Raw genomic sequence first — 19,474 nt, 5'->3', positions numbered from 1 at the left:
CACGCCGGACAGCAGCGGGCCACGCCCAGGCCGCTCGTCCGATCCGTCACGCGCACATCATGGCACACGCCACCCGGCGACGGGTCGTGCAGTCCCTCCTCGCATACCGGCTCCGGTCCTCGCACGGGTTTCAGCGTGTGCGACGACCGGAGAGGGTGTGCGACGACGGGTGGATCTAGGTCGTCGGGTCGTGGAGGGTGCGGCCACGGTGCACCGTGCGCAGGCACCGTGGTGCGCCCGGCGCGCCGGTCAGCGGGCCACCGCCGTCCCAGATCGCGTAGGAGGCGGGTGCGCCGGCCACGAGCCTGCCGGCGCGCGGGGACGCGTCGCCCGCCGCGCGGTGGCCGCCGACGGTGTGCGCGGCCAGCGCCGCCAGTGGCGCGACGGCCGATCCCGGGGTGCGGTGCTCGGCGGCGGCGCGCACCGTGGCCCACGGGTCGACGGGTGTGACGGGCGAGTCGGAGCCGAACGCCAGCGCCACCCCGGCCGCCTGCAGCGCAGCGAACGGGTTCATGGCGGCGGCGCGGTGCGGGCCGAGCCGCTCGGCGTACATCCCGTCGGGGCCGCCCCACAGCGCGTCGAACTGCGGCTGGACGCTCGCGACCACACCCAGCGCGTGCAGCGCGGCGGCCTGCGCGGCGTCCACCATCTCCAGGTGCTCGACGCGGTGCCCCGCGGCGCGCACCGCGTCGGTCGAGGTGGCGCGCGCCGCAGCGTGCAGGCCGGCCAGCAGGATGTCGGCCGCGGCGTCGCCGATGACGTGGAAGCCCGCCTGGACGCCGGCGAGCGTGCACGCCAGCACGTGCGCACCGACGGCGTCGGGGTCGAGGTAGCGCCGGCCCCGCTCGCCGGGTGCGTCGGTGTAGGGCTCGCGCAGCGCGGCGGTGTGCGAGCCGATCGAGCCGTCGATGAACAGGTCGCCCGCCAGCCCGTGCGCGCCCGTCGCGGTGAGCAGGGCGTCGGCCTGCTCCGCGGTGGTGACCGCCTCGCCCCAGTACGCGACGACCTCGGGCGCCCCGGGATCGGCGGCGAGCGCGCGCAGTTCGTGCAGGTCGGCCGCGGAGGAGATGTCGGGTCCGGCGCACTCGTGCACGACCGCGACCCCGCGGGCCGCCGTGGCGGCGAGGAAGGCACGCTGGGTCCGGCCGCGGGTGCCGGGGTCGATGGCGTCGAGGGCCGCGCGGCGAACCAGGTGGTGCGCCGCGGCGGCCAGCGGGCCGCGAGACCATCCGATCGCCGAGGTCGCGTCGGGGGCACGGTCGAGCAGGGCCGTGGACACGAGCGCGGAGTGCACGTCGATGCGGCTCAGGTACACCGGTGCCCCCGCGGCGGCCCGGTCGAGGGCGGCGCGCGAGGGCACCGGGTCGGGCCAGTCCTGCTCCTGCCAGCCGTGGCCCCACACCAGCGCGCCCGGGTGGGTCGCGGCCCGCGCCGCGACGGCGTCGAGCACCTCCCGTGCCGAGGCGGCAGCGGTGAGGTCGAGGCCGTCGACGAGCAGGCCGGTGGCCGTGGCGTGCACGTGGGCGTCGACGAAGGCGGGGGTGAGCACCGCGCCGTCCAGTTCCAGGACCGTGGCGCCGGCGACGCGGTCCGCGGCCTCGTCCGCGGTGCCGACGAAGCTGATCCGGTGGCCGGTGATCTCCACGGCACCCGGACCGTGGCCCGGCCCGTCGACGGGATCGACGACGGTGGCTCCGAGCAGCAGGGTGCGGTTCACCCCGCCTTGATACCCGAGACGCTCAGAACTCCCGGCGGGGCATCAGGAACCACAGGATCAGGTAGATGACGAACTGCGGGCCGGGCAGCAGGCAGGACAGCAGGAACAGCAGGCGGACGCCGTTGGCGCTCCAGCCGAAGCGCTCCGCCAGTCCGGCGCAGACGCCGGCGATGACCTTTCCGTGACGCGGGCGGGTCAGGGTCGATGCCACGATGGGCTCCTTCGTTCTCGTGCGGCGCGTTCGCCGCTGAGATCGACTCTGCCCGTCGGCGGGTGGCAGCGCCTTCGGGGATGCCCCCGAATCGACCCGGAGCTTTTCCCCACCACCCCCGACCGGGTACCGCCATCGCTGTGGGTGATCTTCGGTTGCTCCGTCGGAGCGAAGATCGCAAACTATCCACAGGTGTCGGTGAACGCCCTGGTCAGTGGGGGTGCCCGCGTCTAGCGTCCTGCCCGTGCCTCGACTCCGCCTCCTGCTCGTCGCGCTCGCGCTCGCCACTGCCGCGGCGCCGGCCCTCGCCCCACCGGCGTCGGCAACGGCCCGCACACCTGCGGTGGTGGTGCTGGGTGACAGCGCCGCATCGGGTGAGGGCGCCGGCGACTACGCGCCGGGCACGCGCGGCGAGCAGGGCGACTGGTGCCACCGCTCGCCGCACGCCTACATCAACGCCACCGGCCTCACGCCGGTCGCGGTCAACCTCGCGTGCTCGGGAGCCACGTCGGCCGATGTCGCGTTCGGGTCGGCCGCCCACTACACCGAGGGATCGCAGGCGCAGCAGCTCGTCGACGTGGCCGAGCGCTTCCGCGTCACCACGGTCGTGCTGCAGGTGGGTGCCAACGACGACGCGGCGCTCACCGGCACCGGCATCGCGTGCATCCGGGCCTTCCTGGATCTGCGGGAGCCGCCGTGCCGCGACACCGTCGGGCCGCTGGTACCGGCGCGGATGGCCGCCACGGCCACGAAGGTCGAGGGCGCGGTGCGCGACGTGCAGGAGGCGATGCATCGGGCGGGCTACGCCCCGTCGGGCTACCAGCTCGTGCTCACGTCCTACGCGGCGCCGATCACCGAGAACATGGTGGCGCTGCAGGCCGTGCAGGGCTGCCCGTTCAGCAAGGCCGACGCCGGTTGGGGACGCACCGTGCTGTTCCCGGCCCTGTCGGCAGCACTGCGCGGCGTGGCGCAGCGCACCGGTGCGCGGTTCCTGGACCTCGACCGCGCCACGGAGGGGTACGAGGCCTGCACCCACTCCAGCGGCGATCAGGAGTGGCAGCGCCGGCTCACCGTCGACCCGGCGGCGTTCGCCTACGGCGGGCTCGACGCGATCGGCTACCACCTGGGCCAGGAGTCGTTCCACCCGTCGGCCGCGGGTCATGCGGAGATGGGCCGCTGCCTCGGCGACTTCGTACGGACCGGGGCCACCACCGGCGCCTGCGTGGCCGGGGTCGACGGCCACGACCACCTCGATGTCGGGGCGCCGGTGGCGGTCCCGGTCTGACGGGCGGCGGCTAGAGGATCACGAGGTCGTGGGTGTTGTTGTTGAGCCGCTCGCAGCCGTCGGCCGTGACCACCACGATGTCCTCGATGCGGGCACCCCACCGGCCGGCGAGGTAGACGCCCGGCTCGATGCTGAAGGCCATCCCGGGCTCCAGCGTGCGGGAGTTGCCGCCCACGATGTAGGGCTCCTCGTGCACGTCCAGGCCGATGCCGTGGCCGGTGCGGTGGATGAACCGCTCCCCCAGCCCCGCGGCGGCGATCGGCTCGCGCGCGGCGGCGTCCACCTGCTCCGCGGTGACGCCGGGGCGCACGGAGTCCACCGAGCGCTGCTGGGCGCCCTGCAGCACCGCGTAGGCGTCGAGCACGGCCGTGTCGGGCTCGCCGATGGCGTACATGCGGGTGCAGTCGGAGTTGTAGCCGCTGGGCAGGGGCCCACCGATGTCGATGACCACCAGCTCGCCGGTGCCGATCACGCGGTCCGACAGCTCGTGGTGCGGGCTGGCCCCGTTGGGCCCGGAACCGACGATCACGAACGCGGCCTCGGTGTGGCCCTCCTCGACGATCGCGGCGGCGATGTCGGCACCGACCTGGGCCTCGGTGCGCCCGGCCTTGAGGAACTCGCCCATGCGGGCGTGCACGCGGTCGATCGCGGCACCCGCGGCGCGCAGCTCGGCCACCTCGGCGGCGTCCTTGCGCATCCGCAGCTCGCGCAGCACGGGTCCGGCCAGGCCGAACGTGGCCTCCGGGATCGTGTCGCGCACCCCGAACGCGTGCACGGCAGGCATCTCGTCGGCCACGGCGACGGTGGTGGGCCCGCCCGCGAGGTCGCTGACGAGCAGGTGGGGGTCCTCGCCGTCGGTCCACGTCACGATCTCGACACCCAGCTCGGCGAGCGGCAGGTGCGCGAGGCCGGGTGCCTCCAGCTTCGGCACCACCAGCGCGGGGGGCGCGCGGTGCCCGGCTGCGGGCAGCACGAGGCAGGTCAGACGCTCGTGGGACGCCCCCACAGCGCCGATGAGGTAGCGCAGGTCGGTGCCCGGGGTGATGAGCAGGAGCTCGACGTCCTGGTCGGCCGCCACCTCGCCGGCGCGGCGAAGTCGGTCGGCGAACAGTGCTGCGGGAACGGCCGGTGTCATGGCGCTCAGGGTATTCCGGCAAGCTGTGGCGCCGTGACCGCACCTGCACCCTCGTTGATGCTGCTCGACGCCGCCAGCCTCTACTTCCGGGCGTACTTCGGCGTGCCCGAGTCGATCACCGCCCCCGACGGGACGCCGATCAACGCGGTGCGCGGGTTCACCGACATGATCGCCCGGCTGGTCGGTGAGCGGCGGCCCACCCGCCTGGTGGCCTGCCTGGACCTGGACTGGCGGCCGAAGTTCCGCGTCGACGCGCTGCCCACCTACAAGGCCCACCGGGTGCCCGGGGAGCCGACCACCGCGCCCGCCGGGGTGCCCGAGGAGATCCCCGACACCCTCGCGCCGCAGGTCCCGGTGATCCTCGAGGTGCTCGCGGCGTTCGGCATCGCCACCGCGGGCGCCGAGGGCTACGAGGCCGACGACGTGATCGGCACCCTGGCGGCCACCGAGCGCGTCGACCCGGTGCTGGCCGTGTCCGGCGACCGCGACCTCATGCAGATCGTGCGCGACGAGCCGGTGCCGGTGCGGCTGCTCTACGTCGGGCGCGGCCTCGCGAAGGCCGAGTACCTGGGACCGGCCGAGGTGGCCACGAAGTACGGGGTGCCTGCCGGGCGCGCGGGCGAGGCGTACGCCGAGATGGCCATGCTGCGCGGCGACCCGTCCGACGGCCTGCCGGGTGTCCCCGGCGTCGGTGCCAAGACCGCCGCCACGCTGGTGGGCAAGTTCGGGTCGTGGGCCGAGCTGCGCGAGGCGATCACCGACCGCACCGACGGCCGGATCACCGCCACCGTGCGCGCGAAGCTCGCGGCGGCCGAGCCGTACCTGGCGGTGGTGGAACCGGTCGTGCGCGTGGCCCAGGACGCCGAGATCCTGCAGGACCGCTCCGACCTGCTGCCCACCGAGCCCGCCGATCCCGGCGCGCTGGTCGACCTCACCGCGCGCTGGGGCCTCGACAGCTCGGTGGAGCGGCTGCTCGCGGCGCTGGTCCGCGCCCGCGGCTAGGACCGCGCCCCGACGTCGCACACCGTCCCCGGTCGTCGCACGGGTTCCACGGTGTGCGAGGTCGGGCAACGGTGTGCGAGGTGGGGCCGGCTGTGCGAGGTCGGCGCCGTTCATGCGACGTTCACGGCGCCAGGGGTTGCGCGGGTCCGCGGCGCGGGTAGAGGCTGAAATCTTGGCCGACCGCCGAGGGCCTCTCCTGGCCAGGACCCCGCCCCTGGAGTGGTTGTGGCAGCCGTGCCGGTCACCACGCGGCGCACGTCCGGGTTGCGTTCCCCGGTCGCCTACCTGTTCGTCCTGCCCGCGCTCGCCATCTTCACCGTGTTCACGATCGGCCCGACGATCTTCACGTTCGTCGTCAGCACGTTCAAGTGGAACTGGCTGAACACCTCGCAGAACACGTTCATCGGGCTGCAGAACTACCGGGACCTGGTCAACGGGTCCACCGATCCCCCGTTCGGCCAGACGATGCTCGTGAGCGGCTACTTCGTGGTCGCCATGGTCGTCGGCGGCACCGTGGTCTCGCTGGCGCTGGCGCTGCTGCTGCGGGCCGCCGGACGGCTGTTCGTGGCGGCCCGGGCGGCGGTCTTCCTCGCCCACGTCACGCCGCTGGTGGCCACGTCGATCGTGTGGGTCTGGATCTTCAATCCGCGCTACGGCCTGGCCAACGTCGTGCTGGGCCTGTTCGGGATCGGCAGCATCGACTGGCTGGGCAACTCGGCGTCGGCGATGCCCGCGGTGATCATCTACTCGCTCTGGCACGAGATCGGGTTCACCACACTGGTCTTCATCGGCGGCCTCACGACCCTGTCCACCGAACTGTCGGAGGCGGCGCGGCTCGACGGCGCCGGGCGCTGGCAGGAGTTCTGGTACGTCACGTTCCCGCAGCTGCGGCCGGTGGTGGTGTTCGTCGTGCTGATCTCGGCCGTCACCTCGCTGCAGGCGTTCACGCAGTTCTTCACCATGACCTCGGGCGGCCCCGGGTTCGACACCGCGACGCTCGGGTTCCAGCTCTACCAGCAGGCTTTCGTGTTCCGCAAGACGGGCTACGCCGCGGCGCTCGCCGTCGTGCTGTTCGCCATCACGATCGCCCTGTCCGTCCTGCAACTCCGCACCAGCCGGTCGCTCGACCGGCATCCCGCCACCCAGGAGTGAGCATGTTCCGGTCCACACCCCGCACCGCGGCAGGCGCGCTGGCCCTGCTCGCCGCCACCGCGCTGCTCGCCACGGCGTGCGGCGGCGGCTCGACGGGCCCGGTGTCCGCCGCGGTCCCGCCCGACTCGAAGGACCCCGTCACGATCACGTTCATGGAGGCGATGTCGTCGGGAGCGCAGAAGGACTCCCTGGCGAAGATGACCAAGGACTTCATGGCGGCGAACCCGACCATCACCGTGGAGCTGCAGGAGCAGCCCGACTACGGCAACCTCCAGACCAAGATCAACGCCCAGACCGCGGCCGGCACGCCGCCCACCATCGCGCAGGTCTACAGCAACTGGGCCGACGAGCTGGCCTCCTCGAAGGTGATCGTGCCGCTGGATGCCTACGTGGCGCAGAGCGCCGACTACAAGAACTTCTACTCCGGGATCCAGAACGACCTCAAGCTCACCGACGGCAGCACCTGGATGTGGCCGTTCAACAAGTCGGTGGTGGTGCAGTACTTCAACCCGACGATGGTGCCGCAGGCGCCCGCCACCTGGGACGAGTTCGCCGCCGCGGCGAAGAAGGCCACCACCGGCAACGTCGTCGGGATCTCGATCGACCCCGGCAGCTCCAGCAGCCCCGCCGGCGGGACGGCGCTGCTCGAGATCATCGCGGGCAGCTACGGCGACCAGGCCTTCGCCACCGACGGCTCGCCGCAGTTCACCAGCGCCGGCGTGGTGAAGGCACTCGACTTCCTCGCGCAGATGAAGAAGGACGGATCGCTGTCGCTGGGCACCAACTACCCCGGTCAGGTCGCGCTCGGCGGCCAGACCGGCGCGTTCGACGTCTCGTCTGTGGCGAGCTACCCGTTCAACCTCAAGGCGGTGGGCACGAAGTTCACGCTCGGCGTCGCCGCGCTGCCCAAGGGCCCCAGCGGCGCCGCCAACCAGCTCGCCGGCACCAACATCGCGCTGTTCGACAAGGCCACCGACGGGCAGAAGGCCGCGGCCTGGAAGTACCTGCAGTTCCTCACCTCCGCACCCGAAATGGCCTACTGGGCCACCACCACCGGTTACCTGCCGGTGAACAAGGCCGCACTCGACGACCCGGCGTTCACGGCCTACGCGGCCAAGAACCCCTGGGTCGTCGCGGCCACCCGGCAGCTGGACACGGCGACGTCGCTGCCACCCAAGTCGTGGGTCAACAAGGCCTCCGGCGCGCTCGCGCTGGCCATCCAGGACGCGGTGAACAACGCGACCCCGAGCCGCGACGCGCTGCAGAAGGCGCAGGACAGCGCGCTCAAGGCGCAGAAGGAAGCCCAGTAGCCGTGGCCGCCACCACGACCGGGACCACCCGCCGGACAGGGCGCACCGCTCCCGCGACGGCGCGGGTGCTGCGGCCGCGCCGCCGGCCAGCGCCTGCCGGGCGGTCGGTCCGCCGGACGGTCGCGGTCGTGGTGGCGCTGCTGTTCCTGCTGCCGGTTCTCTGGATGTTGCTCACCAGCGTCTCGGCCGACTCCGACGTCTTCCAGTTCCCGCCGAAACTGCTGCCGGCCTGGGAATGGTCGAACTACGCGCGGGCCTGGAGCCGCAGCCCGTGGCTGATGTACTTCGGCAACACGGTGCTGATCGCCGGTGCCGTGGTGGTGCTCGTGCTCGGCACGTCGCTGCTCGCGGGGTTCGCGTTCGCCGTGATGCGGTTCCGCGGCCGGGGCGTGCTGTTCCTCGTGGTCATGAGCGTGCTGATGGTGCCGCAGACCGTGCTGCTCATCCCCAACTTCCTCATCGCCCAACAGCTGGGGTGGTATGACACCTACCTGATCCAGATCGTGCCGTGGGGGGCGTCGGTCTTCGGGATCTTCCTGCTCCGCCAGTTCTTCGTGACATTGCCGCGAGAGCTGTTCGAAGCGGCCGAGATCGACGGCGCAGGTCCGTTCCGGATGCTGTTCTCGGTGGCCGCGCCGTTGGCCGCGCCATCGCTGGTGCTGGTCGGACTGAATTCCTTCATGGGTTCGTGGAACTCGTTCGTCTGGCCCTACATCATGACCAAATCCGACAGTGTGCGCCCCATCGAGGTGGGGCTGCAGGCCTTCTACGGCTCCGACGGCACCGACTGGACGGGGCTGTGCGCAGCGGTCACGTTCACGACCGTGCCGATCATCGTGCTGTTCCTGTTCCTGCAGCGGTACTTCGTGAGCGGCGTCTACGGAACGCAAGGAAGCGTACGAGGATGAGTGTTGCCGTGGAGTTCTTCGGGGGGCTGCGGGTCATCGGTTCCTCGAAGATCATGATCAGTACGGAGCGGGCCCGCGTCCTGCTCGACATGGGGCTGGACATCCCCGGCGAGCCGGACCTGTTCCGGCCGCCGGTGGCCGAACGCACCGCGTACCGGCTGCGGGACCGGCTCGCGGTGGGGGCCGCGCCACCCATGCCGGGCCTCTACGACCCGGACCAGCTCGCACCCGGCTCGCCGCTGGCGGCGCCGGACCGGCGCCCGACGGCGATCTTCCTGTCGCACGCGCACCTCGACCACGACGGCGCGCTCGCCTTCGCCCGCCCGGAGATCCCCCTGCACGCCCACCCCGACACCGTGGCGATCGAGGCCGCCGCCGCGGTGGCGGGCACCGGGGCGGAGCTGGATCTCACGGCCATGACCGCGCCGGTGGCGGTGGGCGACCTGCGGGTCGAGGCCCTGCCCGTCGACCACGACGTGCCCGGCGCCTGCGGCTTCCTCGTGCACACCCCCGACGGCACGCTCGCCTACACCGGCGACCTGAACTTCCATCGCGACGGTGGCCTGCGCTCGGCCGAGTTCGTGCGCGCCGTCGCCGGCACCACGATGCTGGTCACCGAGACCACCACCCTGAGCTTCGATCCCCCGCCCGGCGCCGCACCCTACGAACCGCGCAGCGAGTCCGCCGTGCTGCAGGTGGTGGCGCAGGCACTCGACGCGGCCCCCGGCATCGCGCTGCTGAGCGCGTACGAGCGCGACGTCGAGCGGGCGCAGCGCCTGATCGACGTGGTCCGCGGCCGGGGCCGCACCCTCGTGTGGCCCGGGCAGCAGGCCACGCTGCTGCACCACGTCGGGCTGCGCGGGGTGGCGACGTGGGACGCGTCGCGGCCGCAGCGACCCGTGCACCTCGAGGCGGTGCGGCGCCTCGGTGCCGCCGCGGACCTGCGCCGGGTGAGCCTCGCCGCGGTCGAGGCGACACCCTCGGCGTTCGTCGTGCAGCCCGACGTCGACGACACCCCGGCGCTGCTGGACCTGCCCCGAGACGGCGGTTTCCAGCCATTCGTGCACTCCCAGGGTGAGCCGCTCGGCCCGTTCATGGCCAACTGGGCCGGCTGGATCGAGTGGCTCGCCCAGCTCGGGTTCACCTTCGTCGCCGCGGGATCGTCGGGCCACGCCACCGGAGCAGCGCTGCACAAGATGGTGATGGACGTGCACCCCGGCGTCGTCGTGCCGATCCACGGGTTCCGGCCGGAGGCGCTGGTGGTGGACGTGCCGACGCTGCTGCCCGAGTACGGCGTGCGCTACGCGCTGGACGGCACGCCGCTACCGGTCTGAGGGCACGAGCGGCTCAGAAGTAGGTGCCGCACCACGGCCTGATCGCGGTGGCGAACGCGGCGTCGGCGCGGGCCGATGCCGCGTTCGTGCGCTCCGTCCACCAGCCGATGGCCACGAGCTCCGACGGCGCGCGGTCACCCAGGTAGGCCATCGCCAGCGCGGCGATGTCGCACTCCAGCTCGGGTGCGTCGGGGCCGTCGAGAGCTCCGACGCGCTCGGCGGTGCCGTCGGCGATCCGGTAGACGCCCGCGTTGGACGCCATCAGCGGGTCGTGCACGCCCAGCAGCACCGGCTCCCCGGAGCCCCAGCTGCGTGCCGCGAGCGCGGCGGGCACGTCGACGATCCGCAGCCAGGTCTCGTCCTCCAGGGCGGTGGTGGCGCAGTCGCGGGGGTCGGCGAGCATCAGCTCCAGCGGCTCCTCGACGGGCCGGTGGGCCTCCAGCGTGCCGACGAGGTCGAGCCCGAGCAGGAACCGCCACAGCCCGGCGGTCGCGTTCAGGTCGACCGACTGCAGGTCGAGCACCGACATGACCTGCTGGCCCCACGGCGCGTCGCTCTTGCGGGGCGAGGCGATGGCGAACCCGTCGTCGTCGCCGCCCGCGCCGGTGTGCACCGCGGCGATGACGCTCTCCTCGCCGCGCACGAACGTGCCGTACTTCATCGTCCACCAGCCGGCCGGCCTGCTGATGGCGCCGGGACGCTGCAGGCCGATCTTCTCGTGCAGGGCCGACAGCACCGGGATGATCTCGTCGCGCTCGAGCATCCGGACGGTGCCGCCCGCGGGCGCCGTGGGGAGCCAGCCGCGCCCGCTGCGCCTGACGGCCACCGAACGGGCCCGGCTCGCGACGCCGTAGCCGAAGCGGCCGTAGATGCCGGCCTCCGACGCGCGCAGCGACGCGAACACCTCGCCGCGCCGCGCGACGTCGGCGAGCTGGTGGCGCATCATCGCCGACAGGACGCCGCGGCGGGTGCGGTCGGCACGCACACCGACCCAGGTGACGGCGGCAGCGGGCAGCAGCGCTCCCCCGGGAACGGCCGCGATGACGGCGAAGGAGCCTGCGGCCCCGATGACCCGGCCCTCGTCGAACGCCCCGACATGCCGGGACGGATCGCGCAGCGGCTCGCCGTCGGCCCACCGCGCGTCGGCCAGCGGACCGAAGTGCAGGGCCGTGGTGAACACGGCGTTGGCCGCGCGGAGCTCGGCGGGCTCGAGTGCCCGGATGTCAGGTGCCACGGATCGCGATCGTGCCCGATCCGGACCGGCGCGCAAAGCGAGTTCACCCAGCGTGTGTGTTACCCGGGGCGGTTACGCCGGGCGGCCGACCTCGTAGGCGCCGTCGTCGCCGGTGATCCGGATCGGGACGGTGACCTGCGCGCCGTCGACCGTGGCCTTGCAGCTGAACGTGGCCCCCTTGACGACCTTCACGTCCTTGTCGCACGTGACGCCGGTGGCCTTGACCGCGTAGCTGTCGTTGAGGACCTTCGTGACGCCGTTCTGCACCGCCGCGGTGTCGAAGACCTTGCTGACGAAGAAGCCGGGCGTGACGAACCCGAGCACGGCCACCGCGGCGATGATCAGCACGACGACGGCGCCGAGGATCAGCGGCAGCTTCGACCGGCCACCACGCGCAGCGGCCGGTGCGGCGGCGGGTGCGCCACCCCACTGCTGCTGCGGAGCGCCCTGGGGCTGGCCGCCCCACTGCTGCTGCGGCTGCTGGCCCTGCCAGCCCTGCTCCGGGCCCGGCTGCCAGCCCTGCTGACCGGGCTGCGCCTGCGGCGGCGGCCAGCCCTGCTGGGGTCCACCCTGCTGGGGTCCACCCTGCTGGGGCTGCCCGCCCCACTGGCCCGGCGGGGGCTGCTGGCCGTACTGCTGCCCGCCGTACGGCGGCTGCTGACCGCCGTACTGGGGCTGGGCGCCCTGCTGGCCGCCGTACGGCGGCTGCTGCTGCTCCGGGCCACCCCAACCGCCCTGCGCGGGCGGCGGCTGCTGCTGGCCCCACCCCTGCGGGTTGACGGCACGCGTCGCGTCCGGGTCGTAGTCGTAGTTGCCGTCCTGGGCGGGCTGGCCCCAGCCGCCGGGGGGCTGCTGGCCCCACGCCGGCTGCTCGGCCGGCTGATCGGCCGGGTTGCCCTGCGGAGGGTGGGGGCCGGGGCCCTGGGGCGTGCTCATCGAAGACCCTTCTGGTGATCGCCCGTCGTCGGTGTCGCGGGTGCGGCGATCAAAGCACAGCCGCAGCAGCCCGCACAGGGGTGTCGGCCACTCGAAAGTGATCACATCCCGGAATTCGCCCGCCCGAAGTGTCCTTTCCCGCACGCTCAGGCGGTGCCCACCGCCACGACCCCGCGCCGGACGGCGGCCCCCGCCTGCACCGCGACCTTCCCGACGCCGCTGTCGCGACCGGCGACGCCGGCGATCTGGTCGAGCAGGTCGAGCACCTGCCGGCACCAGCGCACGAAGTCGCCCGCCGAGAGCTCGCTGCCGTTCTGCTCGGCGGCGGTGAGCACGGCCGAGAGCGTCTCGCCCCGGGCCCAGCGGTGCATCGGCCAGGCGAAACCGAGGTCGGGTTCCCGCGTGCGGTCGACCCGGTGGTGGCGCTCGTCGGACTCCAGGTCGGCCCAGATCCGGACGGTGGCGGCCAGCGCGTCGGCCACCGGTCCCGTGGGCACCCGCGGCACCGGCCCGTTGTCGCGACGCGACTCGTACACCAGCGCCGAGACGACCGCCGCCAGCTCGGCCGGTTCCAGCCCCTCCCAGGTGCCGTGGCGCAGGCACTCGGCCGTGAGCAGGTCCGACTCGCCCCACAGCCGCGCGAGCCGGGCGCCGTCCGCGGTGACGGTGTCGGGCTCGGCGAGGTAGCCGCGCTGGGTGAGCAGCGTGCGGATCCGGTCGAACGACCGGGCCAGCGAGTGGGTGGTGGCGCGCACCTTCTGCCGCAGCTGCTCGGTCTCGCGCTCGAGCCGGCCGTAGCGCTCCGACCAGCGCGCGTGCGCCTCCCGGTCCTCGCAGCCGTGGCACGGGTGGGCCCGCAGCGCCCGACGCAGCGCGCCCAGCTCCGGATCGTCGACGGGGTCGCCGCCGGCACCGCGGGTGCGCCGCCGCGGCGTCGAGGGCGCGACGATGCGGGTGTCGCGCAGCGCCGAGGCGAGATCGCGGCGCACCCGCGGCGTCCGATGATCGACGCGGCGGGGCAGCCGCATCCGGCCCAGCGACTCGACGGGCGTCGGGAAGTCGGCGGTGGAGAGCCGACCGGCCCAGCGGTCCTCGGTGAGCACCAGCGGGCGCGGGTCCCCGTCGCCGTCGAGGCCCGGATCGAGCACGACGGCCAGCCCGGAGCGCCGCCCGCCGGGCACCGCGATCACGTCGCCGGTGCGCAGCAGCCGCAGCGACTCGGCGGCGGCGTCGCGGCGCTCGTCGAGGCCCTGGCGTGAGAGGGACTTCTCCCGCTCGCTGACCTGCCGGCGCAGCGCCGCGTACGCGGCGAAGTCGCCCAGGTGGCACCGCATGGACTCGGCGTAGCCGGCCAGCGCCTCCCCGTTGCGCTCGATGCGCTTGGCCAGCCCGACGACGGAACGGTCGGCCTGGAACTGGCCGAGCGACTGTTCGAGCAGGTCCCGGGCCGACGCCGTGCCCAGCCGCGCCACCAGGTTGACGGCCATGTTGTAGCCGGGCCGGAACGAGCTGCGCAGCGGGTAGGTGCGGGTGGAGGCGAGCCCGGCCACCTGCACGGGGTCCACACCCGGCTGCCAGATGACCACCGCGTGGCCCTCGACGTCGATGCCGCGCCGGCCGGCCCGGCCGGTGAGCTGCGTGTACTCACCGGGCGTGAGCTCCGCGTGGGACTCGCCGTTGTACTTGACCAGCCGTTCCAGCACGACGGTGCGCGCGGGCATGTTGATGCCCAGCGCCAGCGTCTCGGTGGCGAACACCGCGCGCACCAGCCCGCGGACGAACAGCTCCTCCACCGTCTCCTTGAACGCCGGCAGCATGCCGGCGTGGTGGGCGGCGATGCCGCGTTCGAGCGCCTCGCGCCACTCCCAGTAGCCCAGGACGGCCAGGTCGGCCTGCGGCAGGTCGGCGGTGCGCCGCTCCACCGTGCGGCGGATCTCGGCGGCCTCGTCCTCGGTGGTGAGCCGCAGCCCCGACCGCACGCACTGCCCTACGGCGGCGTCGCAGCCCGCGCGGCTGAACACGAACGTGATGGCGGGCAGCAGCCCGTCGCGATCGAGGCGGTCGATGACGGTGGTGCGCGACGGCGGCCGGAACCCGCCCGGCCCGCGCCGGGGCGGCGGCCCGCTGCGACCGCGGGCGCGCGTGCCGCGCTCCCAGTTGGTCATCGACGACTGGCGCTCCAGCTCGCGGGTGCTGCGCACCAGGTCGGGGTCGACCTGGAGCTGCCCGCTCTCGTCCTCCCCCGCGAACAGGTCGAGCAGGCGGTTGCCGACGACCATGTGCTGCCACAGCGGCACCGGGCGGTGCTCGTCGACGACCACGGTGGTGTCGCCGCGCACGGTGACCAGCCAGTCGCCGAACTCCTCGGCGTTGCTCACCGTGGCCGACAGGCTGACCAGCGCGACGTGCTCGGGAAGCTGCAGGATCACCTCCTCCCACACCGCTCCCCGGAAGCGGTCGGCGAGGTAGTGCACCTCGTCCATCACGACGTAGCCCAGGTGCTCCAGCGCCCGGCTGCCCGCGTAGATCATGTTGCGCAGCACCTCGGTGGTCATCACCACCACCTGCGCATCGCCGTTGATCACCGTGTCGCCGGTGAGCAGGCCGACGGCGTCGACGCCGTGGCGCGCGACGAGGTCGGCGTACTTCTGGTTCGACAGCGCCTTGATCGGCGTCGTGTAGAAGCACTTCAACCCCTGCGCGAGCGCGAGGTGCACGGCGAACTCGCCGACCACGGTCTTCCCGGCTCCGGTCGGGGCACAGACGAGCACGCCGTGCCCGTCCTCGAGCGCCGAGCAGCCGGCGATCTGGAACCCGTCGAGATCGAACGGCAGACTCTGGGCGAACTCCGTGAGCCGGGGATGTGCGGCTCGGCTCCTGGCGGCGGCGAACTTGTCCGCGGGAGCCTCCGTGCTACTGGCCACGGGTCCAGGCTTCCACATGTGCGTCGCCGATGACGGCTTCTCGGTGATGTCGCAGGTCACCGCGTCGAGCTGCGTGTCCCGGATCGTATTGCACTGATCGTTACAGAACTTGGTACGGTGGCACCATGCCGCGGCCACGCACGTTCGACGAGGAGCAGGCGCTCGACGCGGCGATGCGGGCGTTCTGGGTCGCCGGGTACGAGGCCACGTCCACCGACGACCTGTGCACCGCCACCGGGCTGGGCCGCAGCAGCATCTACAACACGTTCACCGGCAAGCACGCCCTGTTCCTGCGCGCGCTGCGGCGCTACACCGACGAGCGCACCGGATGGCTCGTGGAGCTGGCCGGCAGCGGGCGCGGCGCGCGTGCGACGCTGCGGGCACTGATGCTGCAGGCCGGTAGCGGCACCGGGATCGACATCGGGGTCGACGAACCGGCGGGCTGCCTCGTGGTCAACACGACGGTCGAGCTCGCTGCTCGCGACCAGGACGTGGCAGCGGTGCTGCGGCGCGACGCCGAGCGGCGCCTCGCGGTGCTGATCGCGATCATCGAAGCCGGGCAGCGCGACGGCGAGATCGACGGGGAGAAGGACCCGCGCGCGCTGGCCCAGTTCGTCATCGCCGCGATCTCGGGCATGCGTGTCATGGCCAGGGGCGGCACCGACCGCGCCACCCTCGACGGCATCGCGGCCACCACGCTCGCGGCCCTCTAGCGGCCTAGATCCCCTCCGGCAGCGCCGCCGGTCCGCCCTGATGTCGTACCGCACCGTCCACCACGGGAGTCCTTCGCATGCCTCTGGCCATCTACGTGCTCGGCCTGGCCATCTTCGCCCAGGGCACGTCCGAGCTGATGCTCGCCGGACTGCTCCCCCAGCTCGCCGCCGACCTCGGGGTCTCCATCCCCGACGCCGGCCTGCTGATCTCGGCCTTCGCGATCGGGATGCTCGTGGGCGCTCCGGTGCTCGCCGTACTGACGCTACGGGTGCCACGCCGGACCGCGATGCTGGTGTTCCTCGCGATCTTCGTCGGCACCCATGTCGCCGGGGCGCTCACGCCGAACTACGGGGTGCTGTTCGCGACCCGGATCGTCGGCGCGGTCGCCTACGCCGGGTTCTGGGCGGCCACCACGATCACCGCGCTGCGGCTCGTCGCGCCCACCGGGCGCGGCCGGGCCATGGCGGTACTGGTCGGCGGGCTGACCCTGGCCACCGTCATCGGCCTGCCCGGAGGCACGTTCATCAGCGAGTACCTGGGCTGGCGGGCCGCCTTCTGGGCGGTGGCGATCATGTCGGCGCTGGCGATGGTGGCCGTCGCGGTGACCGTCCCCGCCGGGCGCCCCGACACGGCGAACCCGCCCCGGCTGCGGCTGGAGCTGCGCGCCATGGCCCAGCCGCAGCTGTGGATCGCCTACGCCGTCACCGCGCTGTCGGTCGGTGCGACGCTCGTGACCTTCAGCTACCTCGCACCGCTGCTCATCGACGTCACCGGCCTGCCGACCGGGTGGGTCCCCGTCGTACTGGTGATCTACGGGGTCGGCTCGGCCGCCGGCATCGCGATCGGCGGCCGCATCGCCGACACCCGCCCGTTCCCCACCCTCTACGTCGGGCTGAGCGGCGTGGTGGTCGTCTCGGTGGCGCTCGCCCTCACCGCGCGGTTCCCGGTGGTGGTCGTGGTGCTCGTCGGCGTGCTCGGCGCGTTCGGTTTCCTGACCAACCCGGCCGTCAACACCCGCGTGTTCGCGCTGGGCGAGGCCGCACCCACCCTGGCGGTCAGCACCAACATCTCGGCCTTCAACATCGGGATCACCGTGGCGCCATGGCTCGGGGGGCTCGCGATCGGCGCCGGGTTCGGCTACCCGTCGGTCGCGTGGATCGGGGCGGGGCTGGGGCTGGCCGCACTCGCGACGGTGTTGCTCGCCGCCGCGCTCGCCCACCGCAGCCCGCCGGTGCGCGAGCCGGTCCCCGCGAGCGGCTGACGCGCCGGGGGTGCCCGCGGTGGGGCGCGACAGCTCCGGCAGGGTGACGCGGTGATCTCCCGTCGATCCTTCGTCGGTGGCCTCGCGGCCACCGCCGCGGGCCTCCCGTTCCTCACCGCCTGCGGGGCGACCCCGCCCGCCGCCACCGGCACAGCGGCCGGCGCAGCGGTGGTCACCACCCGGAACGGGACGCTGCGGGGCGGCGCCTCCGGTGGGGTGCTCGCGTTCCGGGGCGTGCAGTACGCGGCGCCGCCCATCGGGCACGCGCGGTTCCAGCTCCCGGCGCCGGTGAAGCCGTGGACCGGTGTGCGCGACGCACTGGACTGGGGCGCGGCTCCCTACCAGCCGATCGTGGCACCTCCTGAGGACGCGATGCTGTTCGCGTTCCCGGGGCCGGACTCCCTCAACCTCAACGTCTGGACGCCCGATCCCGGCTCCACCCGCCTGCCGGTGATGGTCCGGATCCCCGGTGGGGACGGCGAGACCGGCACCAGCGGCAGTTTCGACGGCGCCACGTTCGCCCGCGACGGCGTCGTGTTCGTCAGCATCAACTACCGCCTCGGCGTCGACGGGTTCCTGTTCGCCGACGGCGTCGAGGCCAACATCGGGCTGCTCGACCAGGTCGCGGCGCTGCAGTGGGTGCACGACAACATCGCCGCGTTCGGCGGCGATCCCGGCAACGTCACGGTCGTCGGCGAGTCGGTGGCCGCGCTGATGGCGATGCGCCGCGCCGAGGGCCTCTACCACCGGATGATCATGGAGAGCGGCTCGGCCCAGCAGGCGCTCACCGCCGACGCCGCCAGGCAGGTCACCAGCGCGTTCGCCGCGGTGCTCGACGTCGAGCCGACGCCTGCCGCCATCGCGGCCGCACCGCTGGGCAGCGTCGTCGATGCCCAGACCGTGCTGCGAGCGGCGCTGGGTGCCCGACCCGATCCGCAGGCCTGGGGCGGCGGCGCGGGAGCCCCGGTGCGCCCGTGGCTGCCCGTGGTGGACGAGGACGTACTGGCCGCCCTGCCGCTGACCCGCGTCGCGTCCGGGTCCGCCGCAGGCGTCCCCGTGCTGGTGGGCAGCAACGCCGAGGAGAGCAGGCTGTGGCTGGTGCCGGACGGCACGATCGACCGGGCCACGTCCGACCTCGTCGCCCGGGCCGCGAGCGGCTACGGCCTCACCGGGGCGGCCTACGCCGCCTTCGGTGCCGCGCACCCGGGCGCCCGGCCCGGTGACCTGCTGGCCGCGCTGCAGACCGACTGGTACCACCGGATGCCCGCCCTCGCGGTCGCCGAGGCCCGCACCGCGACAGCCGCGCCCACCTACCTCTACGAGTTCGCGTGGCGCTCCCCGCAGTACGGCGCGCAGCTGGGCTCCTGCCACGCGGTCGAGGTCGCGTTCGTCATGGACCGCCTCGAGGACCAGCGCCGGTTCTTCTCGCTCGTCGGCAGCGCCTCGACCGCTCCGCAGCAGCTCGCCACCGCGATGCACAAGGCCTGGGTCGACTTCGCGACCACCGGGGACCCGGGCTGGCCCCGCTACGACACCGCCCGGCGCGCCACGATGCGCTTCGACACCGTCTCGGCGGTGCTGGACGACCCCCACGCCGCCGAGCGGGCGATCTGGAGGGGCCTGCGCTGATCACCCGGCGCCGGTGGCCGCCACCAGCAGTCGGGCGAGCTCGGCGGGTGCGGTGATCATCGGCCAGTGCCCGGAGTCGATGTCGACGTAGGAGACCCGGGTGGCCTTCGCGAGCTCGGGCACGTCACCGGCGGCGATCCACGCTCGGGCCTGGTCCGGGTCGAACTCCGGGCACACCAGCACCACCGGCACGTCGAAGCGGCGCGCGTCGGTCAGGTGCACCACGCCCGTCGCCACCCCCTCCGGCACCGGGATCGCCGCCGCGGCCATGGTCTCCCGGGTGGCCTCGTCGAGGTCCGCAGTGTCCGGCCCGGCGAACGGCTCGAAGCCGGGAAAGGACATCGCGCCGTCACGGATCGGGAAGAACGGGGCGTAGGGATCCCCGTCCGGCGTGGGGAAGCCGCCGATCAGCGCCACGGCGGCGACCGCGTCGGGTCGACGGTCGGCCGTGAGCCACGCGAGGCTGCAGGCGGCCGAGTGCCCCGCCACCAGCACCGGGCCGCGCGCGGCGGCCACGGCGGCATCGACGGCGGCGAGCACGGCGTCGAGCTGGTCGGCCAGCGTCGCCGTCGCGTTCCCGTCGTCCTGCCCGGGCAGCCGGACCGGCACGGGATGGTGGCCCCGCGCGTCGATCTCGCCTGCCACGCCGTCCCAGACCTGCGCGTCGAGCCACAGGCCCGCGATCAACACGATGTCCATCGATCCACTCCCCGTCCCCATCG

Annotated in this window: 16 protein-coding genes; 9 read left to right on the top strand and 7 right to left on the bottom strand. The window is 73.5% G+C overall.

Translation table 11 applies throughout. From position 1 onward, the window contains the following. Nucleotides 1-175 precede the first annotated feature (175 nt). Complete coding sequence (locus ACFPFQ_RS30275; protein ID WP_379624905.1) at nt 176-1,717, bottom strand: amidohydrolase; 1,542 nt, start codon at nt 1,715-1,717, stop codon at nt 176-178. A 22-nt stretch (nt 1,718-1,739) separates the two neighbouring features. Further along, on the bottom strand, nt 1,740-1,931 hold the full coding sequence (locus ACFPFQ_RS30270; protein WP_379625484.1) for a PspC domain-containing protein: 192 nt from the start codon (nt 1,929-1,931) through the stop codon (nt 1,740-1,742). A gap of 241 nt (nt 1,932-2,172) precedes the next feature. Here ACFPFQ_RS30270 and ACFPFQ_RS30265 point away from each other — a divergent pair, with 241 nt between their 5' ends. Further along, nucleotides 2,173-3,213 (top strand): GDSL-type esterase/lipase family protein, encoded by a 1,041-nt coding sequence (locus tag ACFPFQ_RS30265; RefSeq protein WP_379624903.1) that lies wholly within the window; start codon nt 2,173-2,175, stop codon nt 3,211-3,213. Between the two features lie 10 nt (nt 3,214-3,223). On the opposite strand, the gene ACFPFQ_RS30260 is transcribed toward ACFPFQ_RS30265, so the two are convergent. Next, complete coding sequence (locus tag ACFPFQ_RS30260; protein WP_379624901.1) at nt 3,224-4,348, bottom strand: M24 family metallopeptidase; 1,125 nt, start codon at nt 4,346-4,348, stop codon at nt 3,224-3,226. Between the two features lie 33 nt (nt 4,349-4,381). Here ACFPFQ_RS30260 and ACFPFQ_RS30255 point away from each other — a divergent pair, with 33 nt between their 5' ends. The 5 genes from ACFPFQ_RS30255 (at nt 4,382) to ACFPFQ_RS30235 (ending at nt 10,054) form a co-directional block, all read left to right on the top strand. Continuing rightward, a complete protein-coding gene (locus tag ACFPFQ_RS30255; protein WP_379624899.1) occupies nt 4,382-5,350 on the top strand; it encodes a 5'-3' exonuclease in 969 nt (322 codons plus the stop codon). A 225-nt stretch (nt 5,351-5,575) separates the two neighbouring features. After that, the gene (locus ACFPFQ_RS30250) at nt 5,576-6,502 is read left to right on the top strand and encodes a carbohydrate ABC transporter permease (protein WP_379624897.1); all 927 of its coding nucleotides are present in this window, start codon (nt 5,576-5,578) and stop codon (nt 6,500-6,502) included. A gap of 2 nt (nt 6,503-6,504) precedes the next feature. Continuing rightward, nucleotides 6,505-7,812 (top strand): extracellular solute-binding protein, encoded by a 1,308-nt coding sequence (locus ACFPFQ_RS30245; RefSeq protein WP_379624895.1) that lies wholly within the window; start codon nt 6,505-6,507, stop codon nt 7,810-7,812. Nucleotides 7,813-7,814: 2 nt separating this feature from the next. Further along, nucleotides 7,815-8,720 (top strand): carbohydrate ABC transporter permease, encoded by a 906-nt coding sequence (locus tag ACFPFQ_RS30240; RefSeq protein WP_379624893.1) that lies wholly within the window; start codon nt 7,815-7,817, stop codon nt 8,718-8,720. Next, entirely contained in the window at nt 8,717-10,054 is a 1,338-nt protein-coding gene (locus ACFPFQ_RS30235) for an MBL fold metallo-hydrolase (RefSeq protein WP_379624891.1), read from the top strand. The genes ACFPFQ_RS30240 and ACFPFQ_RS30235 overlap by 4 nt, the downstream gene beginning before the upstream one ends. A gap of 13 nt (nt 10,055-10,067) precedes the next feature. Here the strand turns inward: ACFPFQ_RS30235 and ACFPFQ_RS30230 are convergent, their stop codons facing one another. The 3 genes from ACFPFQ_RS30230 to ACFPFQ_RS30220 form a co-directional block, all read right to left on the bottom strand. Next, nucleotides 10,068-11,288: a GNAT family N-acetyltransferase gene (locus ACFPFQ_RS30230; protein WP_379624889.1), complete on the bottom strand. Its 1,221-nt coding sequence runs from the start codon at nt 11,286-11,288 to the stop codon at nt 10,068-10,070. 72 nt (nt 11,289-11,360) lie between these two features. Next, nucleotides 11,361-12,224, bottom strand: coding sequence for a DUF4333 domain-containing protein (locus ACFPFQ_RS30225; RefSeq protein WP_379624887.1), 864 nt, complete (start codon nt 12,222-12,224; stop codon nt 11,361-11,363). A gap of 146 nt (nt 12,225-12,370) precedes the next feature. Further along, on the bottom strand, nt 12,371-15,166 hold the full coding sequence (locus ACFPFQ_RS30220) for a DEAD/DEAH box helicase (protein ID WP_379625483.1): 2,796 nt from the start codon (nt 15,164-15,166) through the stop codon (nt 12,371-12,373). A 107-nt stretch (nt 15,167-15,273) separates the two neighbouring features. Between ACFPFQ_RS30220 and ACFPFQ_RS30215 the strand changes: the two genes are divergently transcribed. The 3 genes from ACFPFQ_RS30215 to ACFPFQ_RS30205 all read left to right on the top strand — a co-directional run bounded on the left by ACFPFQ_RS30215 (nt 15,274) and on the right by ACFPFQ_RS30205 (nt 18,752). Continuing rightward, complete coding sequence (locus ACFPFQ_RS30215; protein WP_379624885.1) at nt 15,274-15,861, top strand: TetR/AcrR family transcriptional regulator; 588 nt, start codon at nt 15,274-15,276, stop codon at nt 15,859-15,861. A 77-nt stretch (nt 15,862-15,938) separates the two neighbouring features. Further along, nucleotides 15,939-17,123 carry a Cmx/CmrA family chloramphenicol efflux MFS transporter gene (locus ACFPFQ_RS30210; RefSeq protein WP_379624883.1) on the top strand — a complete coding sequence of 395 codons (1,185 nt, stop codon included), beginning with the start codon at nt 15,939-15,941 and terminating at the stop codon, nt 17,121-17,123. Nucleotides 17,124-17,174: 51 nt separating this feature from the next. Next, complete coding sequence (locus ACFPFQ_RS30205; RefSeq protein ID WP_379624881.1) at nt 17,175-18,752, top strand: carboxylesterase/lipase family protein; 1,578 nt, start codon at nt 17,175-17,177, stop codon at nt 18,750-18,752. Here ACFPFQ_RS30205 and ACFPFQ_RS30200 read toward each other — a convergent pair whose 3' ends face one another. Further along, nucleotides 18,753-19,451 (bottom strand): alpha/beta fold hydrolase, encoded by a 699-nt coding sequence (locus ACFPFQ_RS30200; RefSeq protein ID WP_379624879.1) that lies wholly within the window; start codon nt 19,449-19,451, stop codon nt 18,753-18,755. Between the last annotated feature and the right edge of the window lie 23 nt (nt 19,452-19,474).

It is taken from the genome of Pseudonocardia sp. GCM10023141 (assembly GCF_042653605.1).
This window is presented reverse-complemented; position numbering and strand designations above follow the sequence as displayed.